This is a genomic window from Sorangium sp. So ce1036 (genome assembly GCF_051369805.1).
Classification (GTDB): domain Bacteria; phylum Myxococcota_A; class Polyangia; order Polyangiales; family Polyangiaceae; genus Sorangium; species Sorangium cellulosum_F.
Window position 1 is genome coordinate 712,169 of the sequence record NZ_JBBMOX010000002.1, and the last position, 25,836, is coordinate 738,004.

A 25,836-nucleotide genomic window follows, 5' to 3' on the forward strand; every position below is an offset into this window, starting at 1 on the left:
GACGAGCCTCCCGTGAGCGGCCGGCGGCTCGCGCCCGTCAGGAGTGCAGCCTCGCCGCGGTGCGCTTCATCGCGTAGGCGATGCCCGCCTTGAGGTTCGCCCGCGTCTCTATCGCGCCGAGGTCCACGCCGAGCGCGACCAGGCTCTGCGCCACGGCGGGGCGGAGCCCGGTGAGGATCGCCTTGCTCCCCAGGAGGCCCACGGCCTTGGCCAGGCTCATGAGGCTGCCCGCCACGCTCGTGTCCACGCTCTTCACCCCCGTGACGTCGATGATCACGACCCTCGCGGAGCTCGACGCGATGCCGTGCATCGCGGTCTCGAGCATCTGCTCGGCCCGCATATCGTCGATGGTGCCGACGATGGGCATCACCATCACATCGTCGGTGATCGGGATGAACGGCGTCGACAGCTCGAAGAGCCGCGCGCGCTGGGCCTGGATGATGTCCTCCTGCATCCGGACGCGCTCCTCCTGCAGGCGGACGCGCTCGGCCAGCTCCATCTGCAGCCTGTCGTTCACCTCGCGGAGCTGCTCGTTGGACACCCGGAGTTGCTCGGTCCGCGCGGCGACCTCCTGCTCCAGCCCCTCGTACAGCTTCGCGTTCTCGATGGAGGTGGCGATCTGCGTGGAGAGCAGCGACAGGAGCTCGAGCCGGCTCTGCGTGAACACCCCGGCCGACAGGTTGTTCTCGAGGTAAAGCACGCCGACGAGCCGGCCCTGACGCACGATCGGCGAGCACATCAGCGACCTCGTCTTCCGCTCCTGGATGTAAGGATCTCCGGAGAACGTGGCCTCCTGCGCCGCGTCGTCGAGGAGCACGCTCTTCCGCGTGCGCTGGACGTAGCTCATCACGGACAGGGGCACCTGCCCGGATGTGTCGACGGGCGTCCCCTGGAGCGCGCGGATCTGCTTCGGTTGCATGGCGCCCTCGGCCTCGACGAAGAGCGCGTCGCCGCGCGCGAGGGCCAGCACGCCGAACTGCGCGCCGACGTTCTCGAGCACGATCGTCATCAGGCTCTCCAGGAGCCTCTCCAGGACGATCTCGCTCGCCATCGCCTGCGACGCCTTGATGACGCTGAGCAGATCCAGGGCCGCGCCGTCGGCGCTGGGCGGCCCGGAGATCGGCGTCGCCTGGTCGGGTGTCCCCTCGAGGATGAGCTCGGGGAACGCGGTGACGAGGCGCTGGCACTTCGCCTCGGCGCCCCACAGCGCGTAGCCGCGATAGGCCATGGTCATGTAGTGCTGGGCGATCGCGCGTCGGCCCATCCCCCGGTAGAACGAGGAGGCCAGCTCGCACGCCAGCGCCTCCTCGTGCATGTACCCCTGCGCTCGCGCCCCCTCGATGGCCCGGTCGTAGAGTGCCATCGCCTCGACCACGGCGCCGCTCACGCGCGAGAGCTCCGCGTCCACGAGATCGTGCTTGTGCCGGCAGTTCTCCGGGGCAGAGCGCGCCCACCCGCCGAGCCGCCGCTGGTTCGCGTGGACCCGCTCGAGCGCGGCGGCGCGCTCGTCCTCCGGGAGCTGACCGAGGGCGGCGAGGGCCGCGAGGGAGCCGTAGAAGTTGTGCTCGAGGTCGGTGATCATGCCGCCGGCGGCGTCCTGGTACTGCTCACCGGCGTGGAGACAGTCGTGGGCCCCTGCCGCGTCACCGAAGTGATAGAGCAGCATCCCCTTCGCGAGGTGCAGCGAAAAGAGGGATGTTCGGCTCTGCCCCAGGCACTCCGTCATCGTCGTCTCGTCGAAGCTGTCGCCGACCAGCCGACGCTTCTCCGCCGACGTGTGTCGCAGGCCGTGCACGAGCTGCTTCCAGATCTTGATGTTGTAGAGCTGGAACTGCTGGTTGAGCTTCAAAGAGAGGTCGACCGTGTGCTTCATCCGGAGCTCGGTCGTCGAGAGCTCCTCCCCCACGAAGAACGAGTGCACGGCGTACTGCATCGAGGTGTTCACGGCATACTCGATGTCTCCGGTGTCCAGGCCCACCTGAACGGCGTGCAGCAGCGGATCGAGCGTCTCCCGCAGGTGCCGTTTCCAGTGATAGATGAGGACGTGAACAACGCCAGAGATCCTGCTCTCCAGCTCGACGGCGCCGAACCTGCGCGTGAGATCGAGCGCCAGACGGCCGAGCTGGAACCCCTCATCGATGTTGTTCATGACGCACTGGAGCACGCCGTAGATCGCGTAGGCGAACGCGGCGAGGGGCGAGTTGCCGTGCCGCGTGCAGAGGTCCACCATCGTGAACGCGTTCGTCGGCAGCAGCGCCGGCCTCGCGAGGTACATGGCCGGATTCATGGTGGTCATGATCCGGATCGCCGCCAGTATCCGCTCGTCCGTCATGGCAGGGAGCTCGGCCAGCCGTGCCGCGTCGGCGTTCGCGGGCGGCGCCTCGGTCAGCTCCACGTCGAGCATGCCGAGCACGCGCATGCCCAGATCGATCGCGTCCTGCATGCGGTTCTGCGAGATGTAGAACTGGATGCGCGTCTCGTGGACCCGGATCGCCTCCAGCACGTCCCTGGCGTGCTCCTCGACGATCCGGGCGCACGCCTCCGCGCGATCGAAGTGGATCGTCAGGTACTCGAGCTCGGCCAGGTCGGTATAGACGGCGAGCGCCAGCGCGTGGTCCGTCCGCCACGCGTCGTCCGGCAGGAAGGCGGCGGCGGCGCGGAGGCACTGCACGCCGGGGCCGTGGGCCGTGGAGCGCCTCGCCTTCTGCGCGGCCCTCAGGTTCAGCGCCGCCGCCTCGCGGCGCTCCCGCCGGTCCACGAGGAGATCGGCGCTCAGGTTGATGTGCGTCACGATCTCGTAGATCCGCTCCTCCACCGCCTCGGGCGGGGTCTCCCGGAGCAAGAGCCGCCCGAGCTCCAGGTGGATCCTCTTCCGCTCGCCCTCCGGGAGCATCCTGTAGGCCGCCTGCTGCACGCGGTCGTGCAAGAACCTGTACGCGACCGAGCCCCCGTCGGCCTCCTCGAGGAAGCGCGCGAGCTTGTAATCGCCGTCCAGCGGCACGATGAGCCCCGCCTCGAGCGCGTCCCAGAGGTCCTCGTCGGTGGCCCGCTGGCCCTTCTGATGGACCAGCGCGAGGAGCGATAACCCGAACTGATTGCCGATGCACGCCGCGAGCTGGAGCACCCGCTGCGCCGGCGCCCGCAGGCCCTCGATCCGGCGGATCATCAGGTCGACGACGTTGTCCGCGACCCCCATCCGCTCAATCTCGGCCGTGTCCCACCGCCAGGTGCCCGTCTCCGAGCTGAAGCAGAGCCGGCCCTCGCGGCGGAGGCTCTCCAGGTACTGGATCGTGAAGAACGGGTTCCCGTCGGTCTTCGTCGAGATGATGTCCGAGAGCGGGCGACACTCGTCCGGGGGCGAGCCGAGCGTGTCGGACACGAGCTGGTTGACGTGCTCGGCGGCGAGCGGCTTCAGCGTGATCGTGCGGACGCGCGCCCCGCCCTTGCGGAGCGCGCTCAGCATCATCATGAGCGGATGCGCGTCGTCCACCTCGTTGTCCCGGTACGTCCCGATCAGCATCAGGTGGCGGATGTCGGGAACCTCCAGGAGCACGCTGATGAGGTTCAGCGAGCCCGAGTCGGCCCACTGGAGATCGTCGAGGAACAGCACGAGCGCCCGCGTCTTCTGCGCGATGGCGCCGATGAAGCTCCGGAACGTCAGGTTGAACCGGTTGCGCGTCTCGATGGGGCCCAGGTCCGGGACCGGCGGCTGCTTGCCGAGGATGAGCTCGATCTCCGGGATCACCTCGGCGATGACCTGGCCGTTCGGGGAGACGGCCGAGAGGAGCCTGGACCTCCAGTCGGCGAGCTCGTCCTTGCTCTCCATGAGGATCTGCCGGACGAGCTCCCGCAGCGCGGCGATGAGGGACGCGTACGGGATGTTGCGCGCGAGCTGGTCGAACTTGCCGGCCGCGAAGTACCCGCCCTCCCTCGCGATCGGCTTGTGGATCTCGTTCACGATCGCCGACTTGCCGATCCCGGAGTAGCCGGCCACGAGGACGAGCTCCGACGGGCAGCCCTGGCCGCCTTCCGGCCCGGACCCGCCGATGTTCCTGAAGGCCGCCATCAGCGCCTCGACCTCCGCCTGCCGGCCGTAGAGCTTCTGCGACACCTGGAGCCGGTTCGGCTTGTCCCTCCGCCCCGGGACGAAATCCGCGCCCGTCGCGCGGTTCTCGAGGATGTCGAGGCAGGCCTCGAGGTCCGCCTTGAGGCCGAAGGTGCTCTGGTACCGATCCTCCGCCGTCTTCGAGAGCAGCTTCATGATGATCCTGGAGAGGGCCTCCGGGATCTCGGGCCTGAGCTGGCGCGGCGCGACAGGCGTCTTCGCGATGTGGTGGTGCACGAGCTCCATCGGATCGGTCGTCTCGAAGGGGAGGCAGCCCGTCGTGAGCTCGTAGAGCGTGACCCCGAGGGAGTAATAGTCCGACCGGAAGTCGATCGCCCGGTTCATGCGGCCCGTCTGCTCGGGCGAGATGTACTGGAGCGCCCCCTCGCCGGCCGTCCACGGGTCGTACACCGCGGGGCGCTCCCCCGGCAGGAGGGAGGCGATGGAGAAATCGGTGAGCTTCGTCGTGCTCGTGCCGGTCTCGACGATGATGTTGCTCGGCTGGATGTCCTTGTGGATGATGTTCCGCTCGTGGACGGCCCCGAGCGTGTCCGCGAGCTGGAGCGCTATCCGGATCGCCCGCGCGAGGTCGACGCCGCGCCCGTTGCTCTCGTCGATCAGCGAGCGCAGCGAGCGGCCCGCGAAGTACTCCATGCTGAGGGCGGCGTAGTCGAGGCGCACCTCGAGATCGTGGACCTTGACGATCCCATCCAGGTCGAGCTCCCGGGTGATCTCGTACTGGCGCTTCAGGATGGCGACGTTGCGGGTGCCGTTCTTGCCCTTGCGTGCGACCTTGATGACGCGCAGCTCCCCCGTGCCTTTCCTCCGGCCGAGATAAACACTGCTGCGCGTCCCGTCATGCAACGTGTCGATGAGCTCGTGATTCAACAGATCGACCATGTCGATCACCCCCAAGGATTGCTGCGATTCTCTCCGTCTCGCGTCGACGGCGAGCGCCTCATGCGCGGCTCTCGCCGGTGCGCATGAGGGCTGGGTTCTCAGCGAAACCATCGGCGAGCCCCGGGGCGTGTGGGCAAGAATGCGGGCGGGCAGCCTCGGCGGATCGCACATTTGTAAGCAATCGAAACGTACGCCGCGTGTCAAGGCCGAACCGCCGCCCGAATCGCGTGCGCAGGGGCGTCCTCCGGGGCAAGCGCAACGCGGCGTCGGACCGCCGAGCGACGCGGCGATGGCAGCTCCGCAATGCGCCGGCGGCCTGCCCCCCGGGGTTCAGGTCGTGCCGGGCGGGGCGACCCGCCGGCGCTCACGGTCGAGCTTGTACAACCGGACGCGACGCGGCGGTGGAATCGCTCGAGCGACGGTACGACGGCCGGCGTCGGACGGCGGGCGCCCCGGGAGGATGCGGCCGGCGGGGCCAGGGGGAGAGAGCGAGGCCGCCCCCGCGCGGCCCCGCCGGCGCGAGGTCGCGTCGCGCAGAGATCCCCTCACCGGCGACCACCGCCGCGCACCCGCGCGCGCGTTCACCCCGGGAGGATCACGGCGATGCCCCGCGAGGGAGCGAATCGGTCATCAGAAATCAGCAGCTTCCATTGCCTCGCTTGCAGCAATCCTCCCACAGGTACGAGGTGAGGGCGCGGAGCGCATCGTGGTCGGCCCTGTAGTAGTGGAAAGTCCCCTCTCCCCTGCTCTTCAGGATGCCAGCCTCGACGAGCCGTTTCAGGTGATGGCTCAGCGTCGAGGCCGGAAGGCTGACGTGCTCCTGGATCGCACCTGCGGATGCCCCCTCCTCGCCAGCCTGAACCACGAAGCGCAGCACATTCAGTCGCACCGGGTGGCCCAGCGCCGCGAGCTGTCCAGCATGATGGTCTAGTGTTGACGACATACGTCATTCGTATCAATGCGAAAATAACGTTGCAAGCGCGCACAGGGGGACGGGCGCCGCGCCCGGGGCGCTGGGTCCTCCTGCCGTTCCTCCTCCTGCGGAGGGGCGCTCTCGTTCGGCAGAATCACCGCCAGGTCGCCAGGGGGAGAGAACGCCGGCGGATTCAAGACGCCAGGGGGCGACGAGGGCGTCAGGGGACGAGGAGAAGCGACGAGCTGCCCTCTTTCCCCTCTTTCCCCTCTCTCCCTTGCGCCCCTTGCGGGTCAACCCGGCGCCGCAGCGCCCCGCGGCGAGGTCACTTCCCGGCCGCCGCCTCGGAGCCCGGCCGGCGGGGTTCCCGCGCGCCCGCGAACGCGCTGCCCTCGCGGCCGATCGCCGGCGCGTCGGCGATGTGCCCGCGCTCGTCGAGGCTGTGGCCCATCGCGCCGAGCGCCTTCTGGAGCTCGTCGGGGAAGCCGCCCTTCTCGATGAACAGCTTGTCGGGGAAGTCCTGCTGGTGGAAGCGCGGCGCGTTGACGGCCGTGGTCACGTCGAAGCCGAAGTCGACCGCGTTGGACAGGATCTGGAAGACGGCGGTGAGGATCGTCGGCCCGCCCGCGGCGCCGAGGACGAGCTCCACGCGCCCGTCCTTGCCCGTCACGATGGTGGGCGACATCGACGAGAGCATGCGCTTCCCGGGGGCGATGGCGTTGGCCTCGCCCTGCACCAGGCCGAACTGGTTCGCCGTGCCCGGCACCGTGGCGAAGTCGTCCATCTCGTTGTTCAGCAGGAAGCCCGCGCCGGTCACGGTCACCCCCCCGCCGTACCACCCGTTGAGCGTCGTCGTGAGCGCGACCGCGTTGCCCTGGGCGTCGACGACCGAGAAGTGCGTCGTGTGCGGCCCGCGGCCGCCCGAGTCCTTCCTGGAGCCGGCGAGCGCGGTGGTCGGCGTCGCGCGCTCCGGATCGATCGAGGCGCGCTGCTTCTCCGCCCAGGCGACCGAGAGCAGCTCCTCGACCGGGTTCTTCACGAAGTCGGGATCCCCGAGGATCTCGTTGCGCGCGAGGAACACGCGCCGCATCGTCTCGGCCACCACGTGCACGTGCGACGGCGAGTGCCAGCCGAGCTTCGCGACGTCGAGCCCCTCGAGCGTGTGCGCGATCATCGCGAGGGCGACGCCGCCCGACGAGGGCAGCGGCATCGAGGTGACGCGGCGCCCGCGGTACTCGAAGACGACCGGCTCGCGCCACTTCGCCTTGTAGCCCTTGAGGTCCGCGGCCGTGATGAGGCCCTTGCCCCGCCGCATCTCCGCCACGATGAGCTCGGCGGTCTTCCCCTCGTAGAAGCCCGCGGGGCCCTTCTCGGCGATGCGCTCGAGGGTGGCCGCGAGATCGGGCGACCTCCACGTCGCGCCGACCTTCAGCGGCTCGCCGCCCGGCAGGAACAGCGCGGCCGAGGCCGGGAACCGCTCGAGCCTCTTCGCGACGCGCGCGACCGTGTTCGCGAAGTTCTCGTCGACGGTGAAGCCCTCCCTCGCGAGGCGGATGGACGGCGCGACGAGCTCGGCCCACGTCTTCTTCCTCGATCCGAGCTTGTCGTACGCCTCCCAGAGCCCCGCCACGCTGCCCGGCACGCCGGCCGCGAGGTGGCCGACGCGCGAGCCGTCCGTGGGCTTGCCGTCCTTGCCCCGGAACATGTCGCGCGTGGCCTTGCCCGGCGCGGTCTCGCGGAAGTCGAGCGCGTGCTCCTTGTCGCCGAGGCGCGCGACCATGAACCCGCCGCCGCCGAGGTTGCCGGCCGACGGGTGCACCACGGCGAGCGCGAACGCCGTCGCGATCGCCGCGTCGACGGCGTTGCCGCCCGAGGCGAGGACGTCCGCGCCCACCTTCGAGGCGAGCGCTGCGTCGCTCGACACCATCGAGGGGCCGCGCACCGGCGGCGCGCCCTCGGGGTGGGGCCACCCCGCCGGGAACCGCGGCGCCGGCGCCACGGGCGCGGGCGGCGGCGCGGGCGCGGGCGCCGAGGCGGTGCTCGGCGGCGGGGGCGGCGGGGGCGGGGCCGGCGGCGGGACGGCAGCCTCGCAGCCGGCCAGGAAGACGACGGCGAGCAGGCGATGCCAGGAGCGGAGCTTCATCGCCGCGGCTTATAGCCCAGGCCCGCCGCCGCTCGTAGCGCCGAGCCGCGGCCGATCGCGCGCGCCGTCACGGCGCGCCTGGGATCCGCGCGGGTCGCGTGATCCACCTCGCGCCATAATCCGTCACGGCTGTCCAGCGCTCCGCTGATCGGCTGTACCGCGGGGGTGAGCAGGAGAGCAGCGCGCCGCGCACAGCGTGCGTGGAGCATGGCGCCTTACCGAGGCGCCCGCGCACGCCCCCCGGCGCCGCGAAATGATCCGTGTTGGTCGTTGGCTTGGGGGCGTCGTCGCGCTTGGGTATGATCGGCCCCGGATGTTTCCGACGGAGCCCGCTCCCGGGACGATTGGGGCCTACAAGATCCTCCGGCGCCTGTCCGGTTCTGGGCCCACCAGCGTCTATCTCGGGCGGCTGGACGGCCCGCTCGGGTTCCGGCGCGTGAGCGAGCTGAAGCTCGTCCCGAACACGGCCGAGGGCGACCCGCGCTTCGGGGACGAGCTCGCCCGCGAGGCGTCGATCTGCGCGTCGCTGAACCACCCGGCGATCGTGCGGATGTTCGATTTCTTCGAGCACGACGGCAAGCTCGTGCTCGTGCTCGAGCACGTGGAGGGCGTGAACCTCAATCGGCTGCTCCAGCACCTGTCGTCGCGGCAGCAGAAGCTCGCGGACGCGGCGGTGTACTACGTGGTGCACTGCCTCGCGGGCGCGCTCGCGCACGCGCACGGGGCGACCGACGAGCACGGCAGCCCCACGCCGGTCATCCATCGCAACCTGCACCCCGAGAACGTCGTGATCGGGTGGGACGGGCAGGTGCGCCTGACGGGCTTCGGCCTCGGCAAGATCCTCGGGCGCACGCCGGACACGATCGCGGGCGTGGTGAAGGGGGCGCCGGGGTTCATGGCGCCCGAGCAGGTGCGCGCCGAGCGCGTGACGACGAAGGCCGACATCTACGGGCTCGGGCTCTTGCTCTGGTCGCTGCTCTCGGGGCGCCGCCCGCCCGCGGACGGCACGCGTCCGCCGTCCATCTCGTCGATCCGCCCGGAGATCCCGCGCCCGATCGCGGCGCTGCTCGACACGGCGCTCTCCCCGTCGCCGGACAACCGGAAGCTCACCTGCCAGGACATCGAGCAGACGCTCGCGAAGGTGTCGCGGCCCGAGCGGGGCAAGTCCGAGCTGGTGACGCGCGTGCAGTCCGCGCACGCGACGATCGAGCTCGAGGACGCGGATCCCGAGGAGGATCGGCGTCCGACGATCCCGGTCAAGGGCAAGGGGGGCCAGACCGCGAGGCCTGCGGCCGACGCCGCGAGGTGGCTCGCGAAGGATCGCCTCGCGAGGGACGGGAGCCCGGCGCCGCCGCGGCCCGGGGGGCCGCTGGCGCAGACCGCGCCCCCCACGGCGGCGGCCGCCGAGGCGCTGGCGGGGTCGGCGCGGCGGGACGGGCCGGGGAGGACCGCCGCGCCGGGGCCGGATCCGATCACGATCCCGGTGCCGGCGAACCCCGCGCCGCCGCTCCCAGGCGATCCGAAGGGGGAGGCGGCGAGGGGCGCGGGGGCGAACGGCGGGGGGTTGAGGGGCGGGGGATCGAACGGCGGGGGGTCGAGGGGGGACGGGGCGAAGGGCGAGGCGCGGAGGCCTGGGCTGCCCGATCGCGAGACGTTCGGCCGGCTGTTCGAGGCGTCGCGGCGCGCAGCGGAGCGCGACGCGGAGGCCGAGGAGGCGCTGGCGGGCGGGATGGCGACGTTGCCCGACGAGGCCGATCCGGTGCTCGAGGACGGGAGCTCGACGCTGCCGGGCGCCGCGCCTTCGCTGGCGCCGCTCGGCGTGTCGCCCTCGGGGATCCCGGAGGCGATCCGCTTCGGCCCGCCGCCGGCCCTTCCGGCGGATCTGGCCCCGGTGTTCTTCGGCCCGGCGGCGGCTCCGGCGTCGTCGCCGGAGTCGTCCGTGACGCCGTCCGGCGTGGAGGTCCCCGTGGCTCCGCCTGGCCTGCCGCCGCCTGGCCTGCCGCCGCCGGGCATGGCGCTGCCCGTGGGCTCGGTGGGCCTAACGCCGACCGGCGGCGTTTCGCAACCGGGCGCGGCGGGACTGACCGGGGCCTCGGCGGCCGCGTCCTCGGGTGTGCTCGGCGCGTCGCTGCGCCGGGGCTGGGCGTCGCTGCGCCGGGGCTGGGCGTCGCTGTGCGAGCGATGGCCGGTGCTGCGCCGGGGCTGGGCGTCGCTGCAGCGGGGCTGGGCGTCGCTGCGCCGGGGCTGGGCGTCGCTGCACGAGCGATGGCCGGCGCTGCGCCGCGGGGGACCGATGCTGCGCCGGGGCGGGGAGCTGCTCCGCGAGGGCTGGGCGTCGCTGCGCCAGGGCTGGGCGTCGCTGCGCCGGCGATGGCCGTTGCCGCGGTGGCAGGTGCCGCGGTCGCTGTCGCCGATCGGGACGATCGCGGTCTCGGCGGTCACGGCGACGATCGTCGCGGTGCTCTGGATCTACATCGCGCGACGGGAGGCGCCGGTGGTGATCACCACGGCGCCGGTCGACGCGACGCCGGAGCTCGAGTCGGACGCGACGGCGGCGCTGCCGCCGAGCGAGCAGCCTTCAGAGGAGCGGAGCCCGGGGTCGCAAGCGCCGGCAGTGAAAGCGTCCGCGGCGCGCGACGCGGAGGCGAAAGAGGCGGCGGCCAGAGAGGCAGCGGCCAAGGAAGCGGCCGCGAGAGAGGCCGCGGCGAAGGAGGCCGCGGCGAAAGAAGCAGCGGCGAAGGAGGCCGCGGCGAAAGAAGCAGCGGCCAAGGAGGCCGCGGAGAAAGAAGCGGCGGCCAAGGAGGCCGCGGAGAAAGAAGCGGCGGCCAAAGAAGCAGCGGAGAAAGAAGCGGCGGCCAAAGAAGCAGCGGAGAAAGAAGCGGCGGCCAAGGAGGCCGCGGAGAAAGAAGCGGCGGCCAAAGAAGCAGCGGCCAAGGAGGCCGTGGAGAACGAGGCGCGGAAGGTGCCTGACCTCGCCACGCTGCCCAAGGGGCATGGCGTGCTCACGGTGGGGTTCCCCGAGACGGGGGGCGTCTATGTGAACGGGAAGCACGCGGGGCCGGTCAACGAGCCGCTGGTGGTGCGCTGCGGTCGCTTCTTCGTGCGCGTGGGGAAGCCGGGGGAGACGAAATACCCCGAATGGCTCAGCGCAGGTGTGACGGCGCTGGTGCCCTGTCAGAATACCACGCAGGTCGATATCCGTCCGAACTCCGCCGCGAGGGCGAAGAAGCGCTAGCCGCCGAGCTTGCGCTGGCGCGGGCTGCCCTGCGCGGTCGCGTCGCCCGGCGGGACGCCCCGCTTCACTTCCTCTTCGCCTCGTCCATGACGCCGGCCAGGTGCTCGCGGAAGTTCGTGATGTAGCCGCGCAGGAAGATCTGATAAAGATCCTGCCCCTCCCCTTGCGCTTCCGCGAGGACCTCCGGGGGAAGCGCGCCCAGCACCCGCGCCGCCTCGGCCAGCGACGCGGCTGGTCTGTCCAGCCTGAGCGGCGTGCTGCGGAAGTGCGGATGTGACAGCAGGGCACGAGCGATGGCGGCCGACACCAGATCGGCCACGGTCGGGATCGAATACGTGATGTTGATCGAGAGCGAGTACCCGCTCGCCGCTGTCTCATGCCAGATCCCGCGCGGCAAGAAGAGCAGCGACCCCGCGCTGAGCTCCTCGACCATCGGCGGCTCTCGGGTGGGCGTGGGCGTCCCCTGCCAGTAAGGGGCCAGGTTGGGAGGGACGAAGGGATACGTCTCGACCTCGTAGTGCACCACGGGATCGGTGGCGTTGTCGTTGTTCCACAGGCTCCAGCGCTTCACCCCGCCCATGTGGAAGACGAAATTGTAGTACGCGTCGAAGTGCGCCGGGAACCCGCCGCTGCTCGGGGAGGCGTAGACGATGGCCTTGCCCGTCACACCTGCGGGCAGCCGGAGGATGCCGGCGAGCGTGCCCACGACGCGCGCGAGCTCGGGCGAGAAGAGGTCGGCATGATCGAGCTCCAGGGTGGCGCCGGCAGCGTAGTACTTCAGCGCCTGCTCGGGCCGGATCAGGAACCGATCGCGCAACCCCGCCGTCTCGTCCCAGCACGGCCCGCCGACGGCCATGATCGGCGCAGGGTAACGGGCGATGAAGCGCTCCAGGTCGGCCGCCTCCGCGAAGCCGGGCAGCGAGCGGAACGCCTCCGCGCTGAACCGCCGATGCAGGTGGGTGCGCGGGAGCCCCTCCTCGTTGCCGCCGAGCCCTGCGACCCAGTCACCCAAACGCTCGCTCCACGTGTCGGTCCTCGATGTCTCCATGAGCTCATCCCTGTCGTGCTTTACGGTGGACTGTCAGGCGCCCGCTCCGGGAACGATCTGCGGCGGCTGGATCCGGTGCGTCACGAGCCCGTCGAGCAGCGCGAGGTTGACGACGCGCAGCACGCCCTCCCAGCCGCGCGCCTGGGGATCCTCGATCACCCGCAGCGCCGCCGCGCGCAGCGCGTCCGCGTCGAGCCACTCCCGCGCCGCAGGCGAGCCGTCGAGCGCCGCCTCGAGCAGCCGCCCGCCGTCGGCGCCGAGCAGGCTCGCCATCTCCCTGGCGGCCAGGGCAGCCCCCCGGCCGTAGAAGAACGGCACCTTCTCGCGCACCGCGAGCGCCTCCGGCAACAAGGGGCCCACCGCCGCGCGCAGCACGCGCTTGTCGTACAGCCACCGCGCGGCGAGCGCCGGATCGAGCCCCAGCCGGGCGGAGGTCAGCACCACCGGGTGATCGAGGAAGGGCACGCGGTTCTCCATGCTCACGGCGGCCGCTGTCCGATCCTCGTTCCACAGGTTGAACAGCTCGAGATCGCGGCACTTGCTGGTGATGTAGTCACGCCAGCCCCTGTCTCCAGGGAGGGCCGTCGCCTCCGGCGGCCGCGGCCGGCCGCGGACGACCGGGGCGCCGAGATCACGATTCCAGTGGGCGGCCAGGTCGATCGTGCGGTGAGCCGAGATCTCGCCGGCCAGGAGATCCACGGCCGTGAGGAAGTCGTCCCAGCCGCCGCCGGGCGGGGCGAACAGCGTGCTGTAGCCCCCGTTGAACTCGTCGCTGCCTTGCCCCGACAGCGTGACGCGCACGCCGCGGTGGGAGCGCGCGAGGCCCACGTAGATCGCCATCTTGTAGAGCTGCTCGGGGCCGGTCAGCGGGTTCTCGGTGATGGCGAGCAGGCCGGTCCACAGGTCGGCGTCCAGCTTCGGCCAGACGTCCGCCGGAGCCCACGAGACGAGCGGGAGCCCGAGCGCGTCCGCCGCCGCGCGGGCCGCGCCGAGATCGCCCGAGAGCTCCGCCGCCGGGGCCGAGCTCGTGACGCACAGCGGACGCGCCCCGCCGGCACGCGCCAGCGCGGCGATGGCCACCGAGTCGATGCCGCCGGAGAGGAAGAGCGCCACGTCCGCCTCGCCGCTCAGGCAATCTGCGACGGACCTCTCCAGCGCCTCTCGATACGCGGCGACCGGCGCCTCGGCAGGGGTCGTGGCGGCGGGCCCCCCCTCCGCGCCGGCCGAGCCGGCCAGGCAGGCCCCGAGCCGCCACCATCGCCGCGTGGCCACCCTCCCGTCCGTCATCGATATCGTCACCACCTCGCCGGGCCGGACGCTCTCCGCCCCGGCGTACCAGCGCGCGGGGTCTGGCCAGGAGAGGCAGGGATAGCGGGCGAACCACGGATCGGAGAGCGCGGCTTCCCAGTCGATCCCGGCCGGCGCCTCCAGCAGCGAGGCGAGGGCAGACACCTCCGACGCGACGGCGATCCGGTCGCCTCGCACGCTGTAGAACATCGGCTTGATGCCGAAGCGATCGCGCGCGAGGTGCACCTTTCGCTCGGCCAGATCGACGACGACCGCGGCGAACATCCCGCAAAGGCGCTCCAGCGCGGCGAGCCCGTGGGCGCGGTAGAGCGGCAGCAGCACCTCACAGTCCGAGCCGCTGCGCCAGCGATGGCCAGACCCGACGGCCGCGCGCAGCGCACGGTGGTTGAAGATCTCGCCGTTCACCAGCACGGCCACGGATCCATCCTCGCTCTGGAAGGGCTGGAGCCCGGCCTGGCTGGGATCGTTGATGGCCAGGCGGCGGAAGCGGAGATCGACGCCGCGGCGGGCGACCCGCCCTTCACCGTCCGGCCCACGGGCGAAGAGGCGAGTCACCGCCGCGTCCACCGCCCGCTCGTCGCGCGGACCGAGCTCCTCGTCTCCCAGGGTCAAGAGACCAACGATGCCGCACATCGATCCCCTCAACCCTTCTCCTGGGGGCTCGAGCCGAGCCCCGCCGCCGACGGCTCGTCTCCCGCAGCGCGGCGGACCAGGCCCGCGATGATCGTCGGCAGCATCAGCGCCGCCCCCACCACGAAGACGCTCCCTTCTCCAAGCCTAGAGACGAGCAACCCGAAGATCACGCCCGCCAGGATCTCGCCCGCGGCGCCGATCCCGGAGACCAGCGACAGGATGGTGGCCCGCCGCGCCTGGGGCGCGCCTCTGGCGATGACGCTCTTGAGGATCGGATCGCGCACGTCCTCCATCGCGAGCAGCAGGGCGATGGCCATCAGCGCCGGGGCGCCGGAGGAGAGCACCACGGCCGCGCACAGCGCCACCACGCCGAGATCCACGACGGCCACCGCGGCCAGGGGCGCGCGGTCGATCCGCGCCGTGAGCCGCGCGCCGAGCGTCAGGAACAGGAGCACGACGAGCGCCGCGGCGAACATCACCCCCCCCATGGCCTGAGGTGACGTGCCACGGTCCACCAGCGCAGGCTGGTAAAAGCGAGCGATGCCATCGAACACCATGGCCGCGAACAAGGTCATGATCGCCACGCGCCCTCCCAGCCGCCATCGGAGGAGGTCGGAGGCGCTGGCGCGCGCGTGGGCCATCATGCTGCGCAGCCCGAGCGAGGGCTTCTCCGGCGCGTGCGCGAGCTCCGGGCTGCGCGAAGCGAACCTGGCGCCGAGCAGCACCCCGAGCTGAACGGCGAAGAGCGCGGCGATCACGAGGAAGAGCAGCGTGGGAGAGCGCTGGTAGATCCAGCCGCTCCCGGCCGCGCCCAGGACGAGCGCGATCACGTTGATGCGCGAGTTGTCGAGGAACGTGCGCGTCAGCCGCTCCTCCGGGACGAGGCCAGAGATCCAGCTCTCGTAGGCGCCCGACATGAAGGCTTCTCCCGCCGCCCAGGTCACCATGACGACACAGGCGAGGCCGAACCCCTGGATGAAGCCGAATCCCACCCAGGTGAGCACCATCAGCGCGGTGCCGGTCAGCAGCGAGCGGCGATCCCCCCAGTGGTCGGCCAGCGCGCCGGTCGGCACCTCGAAGATGAACTTGACGGCTTCAAAGAGCGTTCCCAGCAGGCCGATGCTGATCAGATCCATCCCGCGCGAGTAGAGGTACGCGACCCACAGCGGGCTGAAGAGGCCCAGGCTCAGCCCCCTGAGGGCGCCGACGACGTGGTAGGCGGGAACGCGCATGGCGAGCCTTCAAGACTCCCTTCGTGGCCGGATGAGCGCCACCTCCCACTCGCCGCTCCGGCGAATGTCGAGCTCGATCGAGAGCTCCTCCGCGTGGACGCGCATGACCTCCACGGAGAAGCGGTCGAGCTCGGGCAGCTCGACGTCCATGAAGAAGAACACCTCCGGCTGAGGGTCATAATACCACGCCCGGGAGCGCACGAGGAAGCCTCCCTCTGCCTCCGAGACGATGACCTCGTCGTAGAGCATGCGCCGGCCGGCGGCGAAGATCTCGGCGAACTGCGCCGCATTGCCGGTGCCGTGCTGCGTGCGCCAGCCGTCGTGGAAGCCGTGGTCGCGGTACTGCTCGACCACGAAGCGCGCGCATTGCTCGGGCGTGAGCCCGGCCCGGCGGCCCAGCGCCACCATGCCCACGAGGTTGTTCAGCACGCCGAGCGCCCGCAGGCGCAGCCACTCGGCGGGCTCGGGCGGCGTGTTCATCGGCCCGGGGAGCGGCGGGGGAGGAGGCGGATTACTCATGGGGACGGACGATCTTCTTGTCGATGAGCTGCTCGATGAAGTGGATCGTGTCCGGGAGGACCTCGTCGGCCGGGGCGTCGTACTGTCGGGCGATCTCGCCGGCGATGGCGCCCACCGTGCGCTCTCCGTCGATGAGGCGGAAGATCGTCGCGGCGGTGTCGTTGAGGGCCATCATGGGGTTGATGACGACGCCCTTGGCGTGCTCGCGCCATTCGACGCCTTCGGCGAGTGCAGGGATGAAGCTGGCATCAAGCATCGGGTGCATTCCTCATGAGATGAGAGGAGGAGCCTCGAGGCCCCGACCCTGAGATCGGAGCCCCGAGGCTGCTCGGTTACCGCCGGTGAGGGCGGGCTCGTGCGGCGATCCTTGACCGTCCATCCGCCGCCGGCGAGGGCGGCGTCGGGCGGATCAATGGGCGCCGGCGAGGATCGCGGTGCGCAGGTCGACCATCTTCGGCTGCACGTAGCGCTTCATGAGAATCTCCTTTCAGGGCAGTGCCCCAGCGGTTTGGTCCGATGTTTCCTGGCCATTCATCCAGCCACCCAGCCGCCGGCGAGGGCGGCGTAGCGCGGATCAATGGCCGCCGACGACGATCGCGGTGCGCAGATCGATCAGCTTCGGCTGCACGTAGCGCTTCATGAACATCACCTCCTTTCTTCGTGGCTCCGGGTTAACGCCGGGCGGTGAGCGCCCATGCGATGCTGTTGACGGGTGATGGCTCGGATACCCGAGCCGGCTCCTCGATCTCGTCGATACAGTCGAGCACCGCGGCCATGTCGAGCTCGAACGGCTTGATCTCGAAGCCGACGATCCCCGCGGCGCGCGCATGCTCTCCAACAACCTGCTGAGGGATCGCTTCCCGCAGCGACTTGACGAGGATCCCGGCGATCTCGGGATCGGAGAGGTTCGCCTGTAGATAAGGGATCATTTCAGGGCTCGGCTCCACATCGAAGATGGAGAGAATCCCGCCCGGACGGAGGATGCGCCAGCACTCGGCCAGCCCACGAACCGGATCCGCCCAGTGGTGATAGCAGGACCACGAGATCACGACGTCCGCGCACCGATCCTCGAACGACAGCGCGTGGACATCCTGCTTCACCAGCTCGATGCGCTGCGCCTCGGGCCTCCCTGCGAGGTTGTCACGGGCCAGATCCAGCATCGCGGGGTTGATGTCGACCCCGATCACCGTGGCCTCGGGGAACCGCCGGGCCAGCGCCCGCGACAGGAACCCTGGGCCTACGCCCATATCGACGATCCGGCTTGGCCTGGATGTCGTCTTCAGCTCGAGATCCCGGGCCAGTATCGGGTTGATCCATTCCTGATACTGCCGGATGAATCGATCGTTGGCCAAGCATCCAGCTCGATCGAGCACGCTGCGCCTCCTTGTCTCACCAAAAGGAACGCCACGCTTGCGCGGGTCACAGCGGTTCCCCCCCCAGCCTGCTGTGGATAACAGGAGCTGTAACGGCTGGTCGAGTTTGTGTCAAGATTGATTTCGTGCTCATTGGCGAGGGTCGATTTTTCGGTCTTGCTTGCGGTCGCAATGGATGACCGACCAATCGCGTATCGGGCGGTCGGGGGCGAAGCCATGGCAGCATCATGCCATCTGCTCATGGGTCTTCGAGCGGTTCTCGCTTGCTTCCCAGCTGCTTCGAGATGGCTCGAATCGTGTACAGAGGCAGCGCGGCGCCTCCTCCTTGGGCTTGCAGGAGGCGGAGGGGCATGGCCGCCGCAGCGGCACGAGACGCGACGAGGATGAGACGCGACGAGAACGGTGAGATCAACGGTTCAGACCCGGCGATTATGCCGGCGCAGCATCCCGTCGCTGCAGGGGGTTGCCCGGCAGAGGGGTTCCAGGAAGCGTCCCCGCTTCATTTTTTGTTCATCCTGGGACGATGCTGGCCGTCGATATCGAGGATGCTGGCCGCGGATATCGCCGGTGGCGGGCGCGCAGCGTTTATCGGTTGGAATGCTGCTGGATGCTTGACTTGTCCGGCCGCGCGTCAATCGCGCGCGCTGGGCCTCCCCGGCCGGCGCCCTGGCCGACGGCTCGGCCGTCGGCCGTCGGCGAGATCACGCGGCCTCGGCCAGCGTCGACGGCACTTCCGGGAGCTCCCAGCCGCGCGTCCGGATCTCTTCCGTGATCCAGCGGATGTGGCGCCGCTCATCCTTCCAGTTCGCCTCCACCATCCGCCGGACCTCCGCCGGCAGATCGCTCGCGAGCGCCGAGGCGTAGGCGTCGTTCGTGAGCTCCTCGTTGCCGCGCATGGCGACGAGCGCTGTCCGGTCCTCGCGCGCCGACAGCTCGGTGTACCGGCGGATGCACAGGCCACGATCGTCGGCCTCCTCGGGCAGGCCGGTGCCGAGCGCGTCCGAGAGCTCGCGCACGTGCCGCTCATGATCTTGGCGGAACGCTTCGAGCTGCTTCTTGATCTCCGGCGCCTTGCAGACGTCGCTCGCTGCGCGGTACGCCTCGGCCGCCGCCATGTCGAGCAGGATGAGCCCGGTAATCTGCTCCAGGGCCTGGGCATCGCCGATGGCTCCTCCTTCGCTCGTTGCCTTGTTCTGCTCGACGTTCGGGTCGTGGGGTGCCTTTGCCATGGGTGATCCTCCTTCCGGGCATGCTGTAAAGCCGACCGTCGCGCGCCGAAAGGCGGCGCGATCGCGATTGCCGGGAAGCGGCGCGGTCGCGACGGCAGCGCCGTGCCCGAGCGGCCGGCGGCGGGTCGATTGCCAGCGGGCCGATCCGCGGCGCCGATCAGGGTGCCTTGCGGGAGCGGGTTGGATCGGGAAGGCGGGGCAATCGGAGAGGCCGGAGCAATCAGGGAGGCGGGTCAACGCGGAAGCGGGGAGCGGTTCACGGGCGGGGATATTGCTGAGGCGATCCGCGTCGAGGAAAGGAGCAGGTCATGCGGATCGCTGCCGGACCAATGTCCGCAGGAGCGCACGGCCAGGTCCTCTGTCAAGGGCGCATGTCGAAGATTCGCCCTGGGACATCGAAAAGTCGATGTGAAGCGCCGAGAGGGCGATGCTGGGCAGCAAGAAATCGATATGAGGCATCGAGGGGCCAATGCGTGCCTCGACGCCGCGGGGGCACCGCCAAGCCGCTGGAGCTCGGTCCGGCCGTCGTCCCCGAGATCACCGACCCGACCGACGCCGAGAAGGAGACCGAGCTCGCCGTGCTGTCGGCGGTGGCGCATGCGTCAGGGCGAGCTCAAGGGCATGCGTGAGGGAAAGCTCGATGGTATGCGTGAAGGCGAGCTCAAGGGCAAGAGGGACACGCTGCTGCGGCTGCTTGCGCGCGCAGGGATCGGGCTCGCCGAGGACGAGAGCGCGCGCATCCAGGCATGCACGGGCATCTCGACCCTCGACCGCTGGATCGAGAACGTCCTCGGGGCGAAGACTGCTACCGAAGTGCTCTCCTGACGGCTGACGGGGGGCGGCCCGACGAGGCGACGAATCGGACGGGCGTTTCCCGCCGGGGACAGGCCAGACCATCGTTCGCATCTGGATCGTCATCGGTGCCGCGAACGTCTGGATCATCGCCATGAACCCCGTCGGATCGGCGACCAGCTGCTCGTGATCGGCAAGGGCTTCGCGATACGGCTTCGCTGGACGATTTTCAAGCCGAAGCACTTCAGCACCCGGGAGCGCCGCCTCGCGTCGCGCGTCAGTGCGTGGCGGCGCGCTCGTGCCGCCGCGTGACGGCCGCGATGGCGATGGCGAGCAGCGCGGCGAGGAGGAAGCCGGCGCCGAACGCGAGGCCGAGGACCCAGGGCCGGAGCGCCCGCCCGAGGCCGTCGGCGAAGCCGGTGGCGGCGGCGCGGCTCGCCCGCTCGATCGCGGCGCTCGAGCAGCCCGGGTCGCCGGCCGGGCAGCCGGCGAGGTGCTCCACGAGCTGCGCGGTCCCCTCGCGCGCCACCGCGCGCGCCGCCGCGCCCGAGCCCTGCTCGACGAGGGCGAGGAGCTGCCGGTCGTGCTGGAGGGCGCCCTCGACCACGGCGCTGCTCACCGCCTCGCTCGTCCGCGCGATGACCGGCTCGAGGACCCCCGCCTGCCGCCCGAGCTCCGCCGTGCCCGCCCGGACCGCGTCGTGGACGATCGCGCCCACGAGCGGGCGGCCGGCCGCCGGCGCGCCCTCGGCCTGCTGCCCGCCGGGCGCGCCCTCGGCCTGCTGCCCGCCGGGCGCGCCCTCGGCCTGCTGCCCGCCGGGCGCGCCCTCGGCCTGCCTCCTGTCCGCCCCCTCGGCCGGCGCGGTGAGCTCCCCCGCGCCGCGCTCGAGCGCCTCGAGGGTGCCGCTGGTCGCTTCCTTTGCCGCCTCGCGGACGCACCCCGAGCCGAGCGCGACGAGGACGACGATCGCCATGGCCGGGACCGCGCGCGTGGCGCGCCCCGGCTCGCCCGCGCGCGACGCAGCCTGCGGCTTGGACGCAGCCTGCGGCCTGGGAGAGAGCGAGCCTTGCACAGCGGCGCAGCGCCTCCATCAACCGTGCCCGGCGCGCCGCGCGGGCTCTGCCGTCTAGGCGTCCCCGCGCCGTGTCCCTATGCTCGCGCGGCGCTCGAGCAGAGAGCACAGGAACACGAACACAGGACCATCACAGGGTCGCAGAGCGCTCGAAGCAGGGCGCGGCGGCGCTCTCGAGGCGGCGCCGTCGCCGGAAGAGCGAGCCGGCGGCGCGGCGCTCCTCGCGGCCGGGAGAATGCTTTCATGCGAGGAAGAATCGTTGTGGGGCTCGGCTGCCTCGGCCTCCTGGCCGCGTGCAGCGACGAGCCCGGCGTCAATCCGGCGCCGGTCGCGCACGGGGACTACCAGGCCACCATCCGCTGGACGAGCCACGGGGTGCCGCACATCCTCGCCGAGGACCACGGCAGCCTCGGGTTCGGGCTCGGCCACGCCGCGGCGCGCGACATCGTGTGCACGCTCGCCGACCAGATCGTGAAGGTGCGCAGCGAGCGCGCCAGGACGTTCGGCCCCGGCGAGGACGACGCGAACATCGACAGCGATTTCGCCTACCTCGCGCTCGGCGTCGCCGAGCGCGGCGAGGCCCTCCTCTCGCGCGCGTCCCCCGAGGCGCGCGCGCTCGTCGACGGGTACGCCGCGGGATACAACCTGTACCTGGCGGAGACCGGCGCCGGCGGCCTGCCCGCCCCCTGCACCGGCGCGGCGTGGGTCAAGCCGATCAGCGCCGCCGATCTCGCCGCGTACTTCGTCCACATCAACCAGTTCGCCGGGAGCGGACAGCTGCTCGATTTCCTCAGTCGCGCCGCGCCTCCGGTCGCCTCCGGCGAGCGGCGCCGCGCGCCCGACGCCGGCCTTCCGGACTTCGCCCACCTCGATCTCGGCAGCAACGCCTGGGCGATCGGCGGCGACCGCGCCGACGGAGGCCGGGGCATGCTGGTCGCGAACCCGCATTTCCCCTGGGAGGGGGAGCTCCGGTTTCACGAGTCCCACCTGACCATCCCGGGGCAGCTCGACGTCTACGGCGTCTCCCTGACGGGCCTGCCGGTCATCAACATCGGCTTCAACGAGCACGTCGCGTGGACGCACACCGTCTCGCCGGCCAACCACTTCACGCTCTACAGGCTCACCCTCGATCCGGAGGATCCCACCGCCTACCTCTACGAGGGCGAGCGCCGGGCGATGGAGCGCCGCGAGCTCACCATCGACGTGCTGGGCGAGGACGGCTCGCTCACGCAGGTGTCGCGGGCGATGTACCGGAGCCACTACGGCCCGATGCTCGGGGCCTCCCTCCTCGCCTGGTCCGCGGAGCAGGCCTTCTCCCTGCGGGACGCGAACGCGGACAACGTGACGGCCCTCGATCAGTGGCTCGCGATGGGCCGGGCCAGGGACCTCGAGGAGCTCCGGCGCGCGCACGAGGAGCTGCGGGGGATCCCGTTCGTGTTCACGACCGCGGTGGACGCCGGAGGGCAAACGCTGCTGATGGACGCCTCGCGCGTGCCCCACCTGAGCGAGGAGGCGGCGCGCGCCTACGGGCGCGCGCTGGGCAGGGACGGGCTGACCGGGGCGCTCGCCGCCTCGGGCATCGTGCTGCTCGACGGGAGCACGCGGCGCGACGAGTGGGTCGAGACGGAGGGCGCAGGCCCGCTCGTGCCGTGGAGCGACGTGCCGATGCTGACGCGCGCCGACTTCGTCATGAACGCCAACGACACGCCGTGGCTCACGAACCCCGCGGAGCCGCTCGCCGGCTACCCGGCGCTCTTCGGCGCGCCCGGCGCCCCGATCTCGGCCCGGACGCGCATGAACCTCCGCCTGCTCACCGAGGAGGGCGAGGGCGCGGCCTCGGGCGAGGACGGCCTCTTCTCGTGGGACGAGCTGAAGGGCGCGATCCTGAGCAACCGGGCGAGCATCGCGGAGGATCTCCTCGCGGCGGTCGTCGGGCGCTGCGACGGCGCGGCGCCGGTGGAGGTCGAGGGCGAAGAGGTCGATCTCACCGACGCGTGCCGCGCGCTCGCGTCCTGGGACGGCCGGCTGGACACGAGCAGCGCCGGCGCGCTCGTGTGGCGCGAGCTGCTCGGCCGGTTCCGGAACGCCGACCTCGTCGACGCGGGCGCGCTCTACGCCGAGCCGTTCGATCCCGAGGACCCGCTCGCGACGCCGCGCGATCTGGTCAGCGCCCCGGAGGCGGGCCCGGATCCGATCCTCGTGGCGCTGGGCGAGGCGACGCGCCTGCTCGCGCAGGCGGGGCTCGACCCGAGCACGCCGCTCGGCGAGGCGCAGTTCACCCGGAGAGGCGACGAGGCCATCGCCATCCACGGCGGGGGCAGCCGGGAAGGGGTGGCCAACGTCGTCGGGTTCACGACGAGCTACAACAGCACGCTCCTGCCCAGGCACACCCCGGCCGGGGAGCTCCTCAACGAGGTGACGGGCCTCACGACCTCGGGCTACCCCATCAACTACGGCACGAGCTTCCTCCTCGCCCTCGAGTTCACGAGCGACGGCCCGCGCGCGGAGGCGCTGCTCTCCTACGCTCAATCGCACGATCCGGCGTCGCCCCACTTCGCCGATCAGACCGCGATGTTCTCGCGCAAGGAGTGGCGCCCCGCGCTGTTCGCGCAGGAGGACATCGAGGCAGACCCGGACCTCGTCGTGAAGGTGGTCGCCGCGCCGCGCTGACCGGCGCCTCCGCCGGGGCCAGCCCGGGCGTGAGCGGCGCCGCCCCGCGCGCGTCGCTCACGCGGCGTCGATGGTCCGGAGCAGGGTTTCCAGCTCGAACGGCTTGTTGATCACCTCGCGCGCGTGCGTCGGCATCGGCTGCTTGATGTTCGACGCCGCGGTCATGATGACGACCGGGATCTCCCCGAGCCCGGGCGCCGCGCTGAGCTCGTCGCACACCTTCCAGCCGTTCATCTTCGGCATCATCAGGTCGAGCAGGATGACCCCCGGCCGCTCGCCCGCCGCGAGGCGCTCCAGCGCCTCGCGACCGCTGAAGAACGGCGTCGCGTCGTACCCGAGCTCGCGCAGCGTCTCGGCCAGGGTGGTCGCCAGATCGATATCATCATCGATGATCAGGACAGACTTGCTCATCGGGACAGGGGTGATTCCATGGTGAAGGTGGAGCCCTCGCCGAGCTTGCGCTCCGCGCCCGGGTGCTCCCCGTGACGTTGCCTAATCGGGCGCTGCCCTGCCGCAAGGGGGGTAGGGTGGTGGTCACGTTGGGGGTGCTCACCGGAGGGGCTGGAGTGCAGGCGGGCCACAAAAGGGGCCCGCCGGAACGCAAGCCCCGGAGGTGAGCACCCCCAACGTGACCACCACCGGGGGGGCAGCGCGGCCGGGCGGTGCGGCACGCCAGCGCTCGCCGGCTGCGGCGGGCCGCGGCCTTGCTCTATGCTGGGGCGCCATGCTCGACACGCGGGAGCTGCCCCTCCTCCGCGCCCTCGCGGGCCGGTACCCGACCACCGAGGCCGCCCTCGCCGAGATCGGCCACCTCCGCGCGATCCTGTCGCTCCCCAAGGGCACGGTCCACGTCGTCAGCGACGTCCACGGCGAGCACAGGAAGCTGAAGCACATCATCAACAACGCGTCCGGGAGCCTGCGGCCGCTCGTGGAGCGCGTCTTCGGCGACCGGCTCACGGCCGACGAGAAGCGCGCCCTGCTCTCGGTCATCTACTATCCGCGCGAGAGCTACGCCCGGGTCGCGCGCGGCGACGCGGCGGCGCGGCGGGCGTTCGTGCTCTGGGCGCTGGCGCGCGAGATCGAGGTCATCCGCGAGCTGTCGCTGCGCTACACGCTCCGCCAGGTGGAGCAGGCGTTCCCGGCCGACATGCGGGGCCTGCTCCGCGAGCTCGTGTCCGCGCGCGCCGCGCTCGGCGAGGGCGCCTACGTCGACGCGCTCGTCGACCCGTTCCTCCAGCACGGCCGCGAGATCGAGATCCTGCGCGCCACGGCGCGCGCGATCCGGAACCTCACGGTCTTCGAGCTCGTCGTGGCGGGCGACCTCGGCGATCGCGGCCCCCGGCTGGACAAGGTGATCGAGTACCTGATGCGCCAGCCGCGCGCGCGCGTCGTCTGGGGCAACCACGACGTGAGCTGGATGGGCGCGAGCCTCGGCCAGGAGGCGCTCATCGCCACGGTGGTCCGCCTCTCGCTGCGCTACGGGCGCCTCGCGCAGCTCGAGGAGGGCTTCGGCATCCCGGTCGCCCCGGTCGACCGGCTCGCGCGCACGGCCTACGCCGACGACCCGGCGGCGCGCTTCGCGGTCCGGGGCGAGGGGCTGCGCGACGCGCTGCTCATGGCGCGGATGCAGAAGGCCATGGCGATCCTCCAGCTCAAGCTGGAGGGCCAGCTCTGCCGGCGGCGCCCGGAGTACGCCCTCGAGCACCGCTGCCTGCTCCACCGCGTCGACCCGCGCGCGGGCACGGTCACGATCGACGGCGAGCGCCACGAGCTCCTCGACACCCGCTTTCCGACGCTCGGCGCCGGCGACCCGTACGCGCTGACGCAGGACGAGGCGGCGTGCATCGCCCTCCTCAAGGAGTCGTTCCTGAAGAGCCCGGTGCTGTCCCGCCAGATGCGCTGGATGGTGCAGCAGGGCACGACGTGGCTGCGGCGCGATCGCGCGCTCATCTTCCACGGCTGCGTCCCGGTGGACGGCGAGGGGGCGTTCCTCCCCTTCGAGGTGGACGGCGCAGAGCGCCGCGGCAGGGCGCTGTTCGACGCGCTGGAGCGCAAGGTGCGCCGGGCCTTCCGGGGGGGCGCGCAGGACGACGTCGACATGCTCTGGTACCTCTGGACCGGCCCGCTCTCTCCCATGTTCGGCAAGGACCGGATGACGACCTTCGAGTCGTATTTCGTCGCCGACGAGGCGACGCACCGGGAGACGAAGAACCCCTATTTCCACCTGATCCACGACGCCGGCTTCTGCGGCCGGGTGTGCCGCGAGTTCGGCGTGGACGAGGAGCGCGGGCTCATCGTGAACGGGCATGTGCCGGTGCGGGTCGAGCGGGGGGAGTCGCCGATCAAGGCGTCGCGCCGCGCGGTGACGATCGACGGGGCGTTCTCGGAGGCCTACGGCGACAAGGGGTACACGCTCGTGCTCGAGGCGAGCGGGGCGCGGCTCGCGCAGCACCACCACTTCACGTCGGTCGAGCAGGCCGTGGAGGCGGGGGAGGACATCATCCCCGCGATCTCGGACGTGGAGGTCCACGGGGTCCCGCGCAGGGTCGCGGACACGGAGAAGGGCGAGGAGCTGGCGAGGGAGATCGAGGTCCTGGAGCGGTTGATCCAGGCCTACGAGGACGGGGCGCTCACGGAGCCGCCGCGGTGAGGCGAGGCGCGGCC

The 25,836-nt window shown here is 71.3% G+C and carries 17 protein-coding genes; 5 read left to right on the top strand and 12 right to left on the bottom strand.

Translation table 11 applies throughout. From position 1 onward, the window contains the following. Window positions 1-37: 37 nt before the first annotated feature. From WMF31_RS39665 to ggt, 3 genes are all read right to left on the bottom strand, one after another. Window positions 38-5,014 (bottom strand): AAA family ATPase, encoded by a 4,977-nt coding sequence (locus WMF31_RS39665; protein WP_436607591.1) that lies wholly within the window; start codon window positions 5,012-5,014, stop codon window positions 38-40. 628 nt (window positions 5,015-5,642) lie between these two features. After that, window positions 5,643-5,948 (bottom strand): ArsR/SmtB family transcription factor, encoded by a 306-nt coding sequence (locus WMF31_RS39670; protein WP_129355412.1) that lies wholly within the window; start codon window positions 5,946-5,948, stop codon window positions 5,643-5,645. Between the two features lie 295 nt (window positions 5,949-6,243). Beyond that, window positions 6,244-8,061 (bottom strand): gamma-glutamyltransferase, encoded by a 1,818-nt coding sequence (ggt, locus tag WMF31_RS39675; RefSeq protein WP_436607077.1) that lies wholly within the window; start codon window positions 8,059-8,061, stop codon window positions 6,244-6,246. Between the two features lie 313 nt (window positions 8,062-8,374). Between ggt and WMF31_RS39680 the strand changes: the two genes are divergently transcribed. Next, window positions 8,375-11,296: a protein kinase domain-containing protein gene (locus WMF31_RS39680; protein WP_436607078.1), complete on the top strand. Its 2,922-nt coding sequence runs from the start codon at window positions 8,375-8,377 to the stop codon at window positions 11,294-11,296. A 64-nt stretch (window positions 11,297-11,360) separates the two neighbouring features. Here WMF31_RS39680 and WMF31_RS39685 read toward each other — a convergent pair whose 3' ends face one another. The 7 genes from WMF31_RS39685 to WMF31_RS39715 all read right to left on the bottom strand — a co-directional run bounded on the left by WMF31_RS39685 (window position 11,361) and on the right by WMF31_RS39715 (window position 18,638). After that, on the bottom strand, window positions 11,361-12,344 hold the full coding sequence (locus WMF31_RS39685; RefSeq protein WP_436607079.1) for a JmjC domain-containing protein: 984 nt from the start codon (window positions 12,342-12,344) through the stop codon (window positions 11,361-11,363). A 33-nt stretch (window positions 12,345-12,377) separates the two neighbouring features. Next, the gene (locus WMF31_RS39690) at window positions 12,378-14,264 is read right to left on the bottom strand and encodes an asparagine synthetase B family protein (protein WP_436607080.1); all 1,887 of its coding nucleotides are present in this window, start codon (window positions 14,262-14,264) and stop codon (window positions 12,378-12,380) included. Between the two features lie 29 nt (window positions 14,265-14,293). Further along, window positions 14,294-15,517, bottom strand: a complete 1,224-nt coding sequence (locus WMF31_RS39695) for an MFS transporter (protein ID WP_436607081.1) — start codon at window positions 15,515-15,517, stop codon at window positions 14,294-14,296. A 9-nt stretch (window positions 15,518-15,526) separates the two neighbouring features. Next, the gene (locus tag WMF31_RS39700; RefSeq protein ID WP_436607082.1) at window positions 15,527-16,036 is read right to left on the bottom strand and encodes a hypothetical protein; all 510 of its coding nucleotides are present in this window, start codon (window positions 16,034-16,036) and stop codon (window positions 15,527-15,529) included. After that, complete coding sequence (locus WMF31_RS39705; protein ID WP_165373573.1) at window positions 16,029-16,292, bottom strand: PqqD family protein; 264 nt, start codon at window positions 16,290-16,292, stop codon at window positions 16,029-16,031. The genes WMF31_RS39700 and WMF31_RS39705 overlap by 8 nt, the downstream gene beginning before the upstream one ends. Before the next feature lie 415 nt (window positions 16,293-16,707). Next, window positions 16,708-17,388 (bottom strand): class I SAM-dependent methyltransferase, encoded by a 681-nt coding sequence (locus tag WMF31_RS39710; protein ID WP_436607083.1) that lies wholly within the window; start codon window positions 17,386-17,388, stop codon window positions 16,708-16,710. Between the two features lie 722 nt (window positions 17,389-18,110). Then, the gene (locus tag WMF31_RS39715) at window positions 18,111-18,638 is read right to left on the bottom strand and encodes a ferritin-like domain-containing protein (RefSeq protein WP_436607084.1); all 528 of its coding nucleotides are present in this window, start codon (window positions 18,636-18,638) and stop codon (window positions 18,111-18,113) included. Window positions 18,639-19,111: 473 nt separating this feature from the next. Between WMF31_RS39715 and WMF31_RS39720 the strand changes: the two genes are divergently transcribed. Together WMF31_RS39720 and WMF31_RS39725 are read left to right on the top strand one after the other, a co-directional pair. After that, the gene (locus WMF31_RS39720; RefSeq protein ID WP_436607085.1) at window positions 19,112-19,267 is read left to right on the top strand and encodes a hypothetical protein; all 156 of its coding nucleotides are present in this window, start codon (window positions 19,112-19,114) and stop codon (window positions 19,265-19,267) included. Window positions 19,268-19,283: 16 nt separating this feature from the next. Continuing rightward, window positions 19,284-19,463: a hypothetical protein gene (locus tag WMF31_RS39725; protein ID WP_436607086.1), complete on the top strand. Its 180-nt coding sequence runs from the start codon at window positions 19,284-19,286 to the stop codon at window positions 19,461-19,463. Window positions 19,464-19,707: 244 nt separating this feature from the next. On the opposite strand, the gene WMF31_RS39730 is transcribed toward WMF31_RS39725, so the two are convergent. Further along, window positions 19,708-20,403 carry a hypothetical protein gene (locus WMF31_RS39730; protein WP_436607087.1) on the bottom strand — a complete coding sequence of 232 codons (696 nt, stop codon included), beginning with the start codon at window positions 20,401-20,403 and terminating at the stop codon, window positions 19,708-19,710. 342 nt (window positions 20,404-20,745) lie between these two features. Here WMF31_RS39730 and WMF31_RS39735 point away from each other — a divergent pair, with 342 nt between their 5' ends. Continuing rightward, window positions 20,746-23,172, top strand: a complete 2,427-nt coding sequence (locus tag WMF31_RS39735; protein WP_436607088.1) for a penicillin acylase family protein — start codon at window positions 20,746-20,748, stop codon at window positions 23,170-23,172. Between the two features lie 57 nt (window positions 23,173-23,229). Here WMF31_RS39735 and WMF31_RS39740 read toward each other — a convergent pair whose 3' ends face one another. Further along, window positions 23,230-23,583: a response regulator gene (locus WMF31_RS39740; RefSeq protein WP_436607089.1), complete on the bottom strand. Its 354-nt coding sequence runs from the start codon at window positions 23,581-23,583 to the stop codon at window positions 23,230-23,232. Between the two features lie 313 nt (window positions 23,584-23,896). On the opposite strand from WMF31_RS39740, the gene WMF31_RS39745 reads away from it, so the two are divergent. Then, window positions 23,897-25,822: a fructose-bisphosphatase class III gene (locus WMF31_RS39745; RefSeq protein ID WP_436607090.1), complete on the top strand. Its 1,926-nt coding sequence runs from the start codon at window positions 23,897-23,899 to the stop codon at window positions 25,820-25,822. The last annotated feature ends 14 nt before the right edge of the window (window positions 25,823-25,836 follow it).

Excerpts from the sequence above, each read along its gene's own strand:
- WMF31_RS39730 (WP_436607087.1), bottom strand. The coding sequence starts at position 20,403 with ATGGCGATCGTCGTCCTCGTCGCGCTCGGCTCGGGGTGCGTCCGCGAG.
- ggt (WP_436607077.1), bottom strand. The coding sequence starts at position 8,061 with ATGAAGCTCCGCTCCTGGCATCGCCTGCTCGCCGTCGTCTTCCTGGCC.
- WMF31_RS39735 (WP_436607088.1), top strand. The coding sequence starts at position 20,746 with ATGCGAGGAAGAATCGTTGTGGGGCTCGGCTGCCTCGGCCTCCTGGCC.
- WMF31_RS39670 (WP_129355412.1), bottom strand. The coding sequence starts at position 5,948 with ATGTCGTCAACACTAGACCATCATGCTGGACAGCTCGCGGCGCTGGGC.
- WMF31_RS39715 (WP_436607084.1), bottom strand. The coding sequence starts at position 18,638 with ATGGCAAAGGCACCCCACGACCCGAACGTCGAGCAGAACAAGGCAACG.
- WMF31_RS39740 (WP_436607089.1), bottom strand. The coding sequence starts at position 23,583 with ATGAGCAAGTCTGTCCTGATCATCGATGATGATATCGATCTGGCGACC.
- WMF31_RS39700 (WP_436607082.1), bottom strand. The coding sequence starts at position 16,036 with ATGAGTAATCCGCCTCCTCCCCCGCCGCTCCCCGGGCCGATGAACACG.
- WMF31_RS39695 (WP_436607081.1), bottom strand. The coding sequence starts at position 15,517 with ATGCGCGTTCCCGCCTACCACGTCGTCGGCGCCCTCAGGGGGCTGAGC.
- WMF31_RS39680 (WP_436607078.1), top strand. The coding sequence starts at position 8,375 with ATGTTTCCGACGGAGCCCGCTCCCGGGACGATTGGGGCCTACAAGATC.
- WMF31_RS39725 (WP_436607086.1), top strand. The coding sequence starts at position 19,284 with ATGCGTGAAGGCGAGCTCAAGGGCAAGAGGGACACGCTGCTGCGGCTG.
- WMF31_RS39705 (WP_165373573.1), bottom strand. The coding sequence starts at position 16,292 with ATGCTTGATGCCAGCTTCATCCCTGCACTCGCCGAAGGCGTCGAATGG.
- WMF31_RS39685 (WP_436607079.1), bottom strand. The coding sequence starts at position 12,344 with ATGGAGACATCGAGGACCGACACGTGGAGCGAGCGTTTGGGTGACTGG.
- WMF31_RS39745 (WP_436607090.1), top strand. The coding sequence starts at position 23,897 with ATGCTCGACACGCGGGAGCTGCCCCTCCTCCGCGCCCTCGCGGGCCGG.